Origin of the sequence: Streptomyces fructofermentans (assembly GCF_014651055.1) — a bacterium.
Lineage (GTDB): Bacteria > Actinomycetota > Actinomycetes > Streptomycetales > Streptomycetaceae > Streptomyces > Streptomyces fructofermentans.
Map to the genome: position 1 here is coordinate 1 of NZ_BMWD01000064.1, position 5625 is coordinate 5625.

A 5625-nucleotide genomic window follows, 5' to 3' on the forward strand; every position below is an offset into this window, starting at 1 on the left:
CCTTGGCGTCGGGCCCCACCCATGTCCCGCCCCGGTGACCACAGAAATGGAATGGTGAAACGTCCGATTCGGGGTAGCTGCAGGCCATGGCCGGAGGCAGCCGTGACGCCAGGAACCATGGCCCCTCCAGCACGACGCCTCCGGCCATCCACGCTTTCACAGCGAACATGGGCGCCACCGCGATTCCTGAAAGTACGTCACCGAATTCGGCGCCCCTTCCTCACAGTTCCGCTGCGGGGCCAAGCAACGTATTTCGATGCGCGAGCCGTCTTTCCGAGTGACGGCACCTGGGGGCCACCGGCTGAACCACAGGCACTGGCCCGACAGGATTCGACATCGCGGCTATCGACGCCGCATCGGCAGGACTCGGACGACGTCGGCATCACCCACCTCGTCGCCGACACCTTCACCTTCACCTTCACCTTCACCTTCACCTTCACCGGTGTGCTGCTCACAGACACGCACCCGTCATGCCTTCCGACGGTCCGAGAGAGCAGTGCTTCCCGCCGGACCCTCCCAGCCTCCTTGCACCCTCCCCCGACGTGATCGCAGGCCTCCCTCGCACGGCGTCTCCTTCGCAGGGCCGGGCCAGGACTGCGTCGACGCCGGGCCGGGACTGCGGCGACGCCGCCCCGGTCCGTCACCGAAGGACGGTGGTGAGCCCGCGACAGGGCTCGACAAGAGGCTGATGTACAGAGTTGGCCCCAGCCACGGCCGGGGCGAGATCCGCTCTGAAATCAACCGGCATGGACTTTTAGAACCCGGGTACACCGTCTGTCGCCGGGGTGCACGAGGCCTGCATGGCAGGCTGGACCGATGGGAGGGGCCAGACATGATGGTGACGGAAAAGACAGAAGCGCGGACCGTGGTGTTGCCCGAGATAGCAGACCCCTCCCGGGTTTCCCCCAAGGACGCCAGGGAGTTGTCGAAGTTGTTCTTCGACCAGCTCGCCGTCCTCGAAGAAGGCACGCGCGAGTACCAGTACGTGCGCGACACCCTCATCGAAATGAACATCACGCTCGTCCAGTACGCGGCCTCGCGTTTCCGCAGTCGCAGCAGCGACGAGATGGAGGACATCGTCCAGGTCGGCACCATCGGCCTCATCAAGGCCATCGACCGGTTCGAACTCACCCGCGAAGTCGAGTTCACCACCTTCGCCGTCCCCTACATCGTCGGCGAGATCAAGCGCTTCTTCCGCGACACGACGTGGGCCGTGCACGTGCCCCGTCGCCTGCAGGAAGCACGCGTACAGCTCGCCAAGGCCACCGAGGAGCTGCGCAGCCGGCTCGGCCGGATGCCCACCGTCAAGGAACTCTCCCAGCTGATGAGCCTCAGCGAGGCCGAGGTCAACGAGGCACGCCTCGCCTCCAACGGCTACACCTCCTCCTCCCTCGACGCCACCATCAACGCCACCAGCGACGGAGAAGCCGCACTCGCCGACTTCATCGGGGTGAGCGACACCGCCCTCGAACTCGTCGAGGACTTCAACGCCCTCGCCCCCCTGATCGCCGAACTCGACGACCGCGAACGCCGCATCATCCACATGCGGTTCGTCGACGAACTCACCCAGGCCCAGATCGGCGAACACCTCGGCGTCTCCCAGATGCACGTGTCTCGCCTCCTCAACCGCACCCTCGCCAAACTCCGCGAAGGCATGCTCACCACCAACTAAGCCTCCGCAACACGTAAACTTTCGGGCCTCGGGCCGCAGAAGTCCTGCGTCGGCCCCCTGCGCCGTGCATACGCGGCCTCCGCATTCGCACCATCGCCCGCCTCCCCGCCACCAGGGCCGCAGTCCGGGCAGCCGAGTCAGGTCGGCTGCCCGGACGGAGAGAGAAAGACCACGCCGACGAAGGGCGTTCGGTCCTGGAGTTCGGTGGGCCCGGTCCAGGAGGGCGGCAGGGTGGCCAGGCGGGACGAATCGGGGTCACGCCGCCCGACACCGCCGCGGCCTCTCGACCATGACGTCGATATGGTCAGACGGCCAGGGGATTGTCCGGGCATGCCGGACGCTTGTCCTCACCTCCAAAGACAGGTTGTCGATGCGTCTGCATTCAGGCGAAACCGAGGCCGTTGGCTGGCGAGTGGTGACCCTGCGCGACGCCCTTCGCCAACTGCGCGATGCAGCACCCGACGCCATCGGACGTCCGCGGGTCATCGCGATCGACGGCCGGGGCGGCGCCGGCAAGACGACCCTGGCCGAGCGGCTCCGCAAGGTGGTGCCCAACTCCGCCATCGTGCACACCGACGACATCGCCTGGAACCAGGCCTACTTCGACTGGGGTGCCGCGCTCGTCGAGAACATCCTGCAACCCCTGCATCGGGGTGAGGCGGTGGCCTTCCGCCCAGAAGCCTGGATCACCCACCACCGGCCCGGATCGATCACCATCCCTGCCGGTGCCGACGTCATCTGGATCGAGGGCACCGGCGTCATCCGTGAAGAGACTGCTCCGTGGCTGGACGCCTCGGTGTGGATGCAGGGTGACCTCGATGAGCAGGAGCGCAGGTTGGCCGTCCGCGACGGTCACTCCCCCGGACAGTTGGAGCACCTGGCGAACTGGCTGTTGGAGGAACTGCCGTTCATGTTGCGAGAGCAGCCGTGGGCCCGAGCCGACATGATCGTCGCCGGCCCTCCTCAGATCGACTACGACCCGGACACCGAGTTGGTCATCGCCCCGCCGACCGGCCATTGACCCGGCCGGCCCAGTTCCCCTGCGGCTCCCTTCGGCAAAAGCACGTCTCACGCTCCCGCCGAAAGCCCCCAACTGACGTCAGAACAAGCCAGCATCGCGGAGCCGTCACGGACGCCGCAGCAGCGGGGCGGTACCGGACGGCATGCGCAGTCCGAGTCCGGACACGGGGATGGCCCCTTGCCCGAAGTCAACGTCCGTCACGGCGACGCCTCTGCCCTCTCCGCTTCCTCGGGGTTTCCTCTTCCTCATCCTCCGGTTCTTCCTCATCGTCCGGTTCCTCTTCGTCCTCCGGTTCCTCTTCGTCCTCCGGTTCCTCTTCGTCTTCGTCCGGCTCTTCCTCGTCCGGCTCGTCCGGGGCGCCCTCCCCTTCGTCCTCCTTCTTTCCGAGCTTGGCCGTGCGGTCGCTGAGGGCGCCGGCAAGCGTGCTCATGCCCTGATCGGCAGTGGCCGTCACCGCCTTGCGGGCTGCTTCCAGCACTTCCCCGCGCAACTGCTCCTGCAACTGGGCGACTTGCGGAAGCTCTGCCAGCCTGCGCATTCCCTCAGCGGCGAGCTGGCGAGGTTCGAGCCCGAATCGGCGGCCCGCCAGATAGGTCGCGACGGACAGGGCCAGCCGCCCCTTCTTGGTGCGGCCCACGACGTAGCCGCCCATTACGGCAGCCGCGAGAGCCATCTTGTCCTTGTCATCCATGCCGTTTCACCTTCGGTGGTTCGGGGCGTGGAACAGTCCCGTGCGACATGCGGCCGTTCACTTCCGGCTCCTCCCGGCTGATGGGTCGAGGTCGCCCTGCGCGGCGAGGCAGGCGATCAGCCGTGCCGTGCCCAGGAGCGGAACTGCAGGAGTGCCCAGCAGCCGGCGGAGCCCCGGTGGCCATGCCTGGCGCGTCCATCGCGCACTCACCCGTCCCACGCGCGTGACGGCCCGGACGACAACCCGCCCATGTCCACTCGACGCCCAGGGCACGGGCGTGGAGCAGGGCGTCCGATCACTTCAGCCTGCCCTCGTCAGAATCGGTGTCGTCCTCGTCGTCGGGGAGGTGGACGTCGCCGACCGCGATGTTCACCTCGACGACCTCGAGCCCCGTCATCCGTTCGACGGCAGTGATCACGTTGGCCCGTACGTCGCCGGCAACGTCGACAATGGATTCGCCGTACTCGACGACGACATCCAGGTCGACGGCGGTCTGGCGTTCGCCGACCTCGACCTTCACACCCCGCGTGGCCCCGCCTCCGCCTGCGCCGGGGACGCGTTCCCTCATAGCCCCCATCGCGCGGGCCATGCCCGCTCCCAGACCGTGGACGCCCGGCACCTCGCGGGCAGCCGTGCCCACGATCTTGGCCACGACGCCATCCGCGATGGTGGTCTTCCCGCGCGTTTCGGCAGGAGCTCCGGCACCCGTGCGGCCCTTGAGCGGGCTGTCGTCCGTGCCCGGTCGGCTTCCCTCGCCGGCGCTGGTGGTCTTGTCTGTCATGGCGGTCGCTCCGATCCGTGGGGGGCACCTGCGCGGCGCCCGTCGATGGCCTGTGACTGTCGTGCATCGGGCGGCGAAACGTCCAAGAAGTTGGTCCCACTCCGCGCCGGGGCCCGGCGACGAGGTCCACGATTCGCGGGGGGCCGAGCGTTCGGAGCGGAGCACCGCAGTTGCTCCCGCATGGCAAGCGGGCCGCGCCCGCTCTGTCGTCGGCTTCGTGCGACGCACCCCTGCTCGGAGCGCGTCGCTGCACGGTGGTGATCCCGGTCGGGGTCTCCTGGTCGCTGCGAGCGGTGCCCCGGACGGTGGTGGGGTGTATCGGAGGCAACTTCTCCGGCCTCGGCACGGTCCGCGAACCACAGGGTCCCGTCCGCCCTGGCCCAGGCCGGCTGACGACCTCATCGCCTGCTGTCTCTCTGCCTCCTTCCGCGTAACCAGCAGAAAGGAACGAAAACATCACCATTCGAGACAATTGCTCTCATTTGAGAGTCTCGTACGGGACCGCTGCAGTCCACTCGAACGGCCGTCGCGCAGACACGCCACATCGTGCCAGGCAGCGGGTCCGGATCCTCGCCCTCACAGACGGACGGAGCATTGCGCCGCTCTCCCACACCGCACCCTGGATCGGCGGCCACGCAGGACCGGAGCAGAACACACACGTCAGCATCCGCGGATCACCGGCAGCGCCAGCGATAGGAGCGCCCTGTCCGGGCTGATGAAGGTGGTGGTGTCCCGACGGCGCCGCGGTGGCCGATGGGGCTGCCGTACACCGTTGCACGGAACCGCTCCCAGCGATGTCCCAGCGCCTTCCCCACCGTCGCCATCAGCAGCGGCGACGTGCGTGGATGTCGGCGACCCAGGTCCGGTTCGTCGCCGGTGCAACGCACTCTCGGTCGAGCAGGTCCGGGGCCCTGGCCGCCGCAGGGTCCGGCATGGTCGCGTGACCTTCTTGCCGCGGACGGCGCCGGCGATGCCGATCTCGCGCGTCAGACGCCCGACCGTGCAGCGGGCCATCCGCCGCCCCTGGCGGTTCAGCTGCCGCCAGGCCTTCCTCGCGCCATGGACACGGTAGTTGGCCTCGTAGACCTCCTAGATCGGTTCCTTGAGCCCGTCGTACGGACCCGGCGAGGCGCCCCAACTGGCTGTTCCTAGAGCCGTAGTAGGTGGAAGGGGCGATCTCGCAGCCGTGCCGGGTGAGCACGCGGCAGATCGGCTCGACACCGCCGAAGCGGTCCCGGTGCTCGTCGATGAACACCGCTCCAACACCGCCTGCCCATCATCGGACTGCAGCTACGGCTCAAACCTGGTCGCCCCGACGAGGAACTGACGCACCAGCAGCAGAGACACATCTAACGATCAACTACTGGCGCAGGACACCAGCCAGGCGCAGACCTGCCGGTGAACCGTTCCGGGTTCGATAGGGACTCGATCATTTGAGAGGATCGAGTCATGGCACGCCC

General features: G+C 67.8%; 4 protein-coding genes and 1 pseudogene. 2 read left to right on the forward strand and 3 right to left on the reverse strand.

From position 1 onward, the window contains the following. The first annotated feature begins 832 nt into the window (after positions 1-832). Both IE265_RS37880 and IE265_RS37885 read left to right on the forward strand, forming a co-directional pair. A complete protein-coding gene (locus IE265_RS37880) occupies positions 833-1672 on the forward strand; it encodes an RNA polymerase sigma factor SigF (protein ID WP_190040348.1) in 840 nt (279 codons plus the stop codon). A gap of 289 nt (positions 1673-1961) precedes the next feature. Further along, entirely contained in the window at positions 1962-2693 is a 732-nt protein-coding gene (locus IE265_RS37885) for a uridine kinase family protein (protein WP_229916964.1), read from the forward strand. 187 nt (positions 2694-2880) lie between these two features. Here the strand turns inward: IE265_RS37885 and IE265_RS37890 are convergent, their stop codons facing one another. The 3 genes and pseudogenes from IE265_RS37890 to IE265_RS39450 all read right to left on the reverse strand — a co-directional run. Further along, entirely contained in the window at positions 2881-3384 is a 504-nt protein-coding gene (locus tag IE265_RS37890) for a hypothetical protein (protein WP_308434856.1), read from the reverse strand. A gap of 295 nt (positions 3385-3679) precedes the next feature. Further along, on the reverse strand, positions 3680-4165 hold the full coding sequence (locus tag IE265_RS37895; protein WP_190040349.1) for an Asp23/Gls24 family envelope stress response protein: 486 nt from the start codon (positions 4163-4165) through the stop codon (positions 3680-3682). A gap of 660 nt (positions 4166-4825) precedes the next feature. Further along, positions 4826-5242, reverse strand: a pseudogene (locus tag IE265_RS39450) (IS3 family transposase); the annotation flags it as partial. Between the last annotated feature and the right edge of the window lie 383 nt (positions 5243-5625).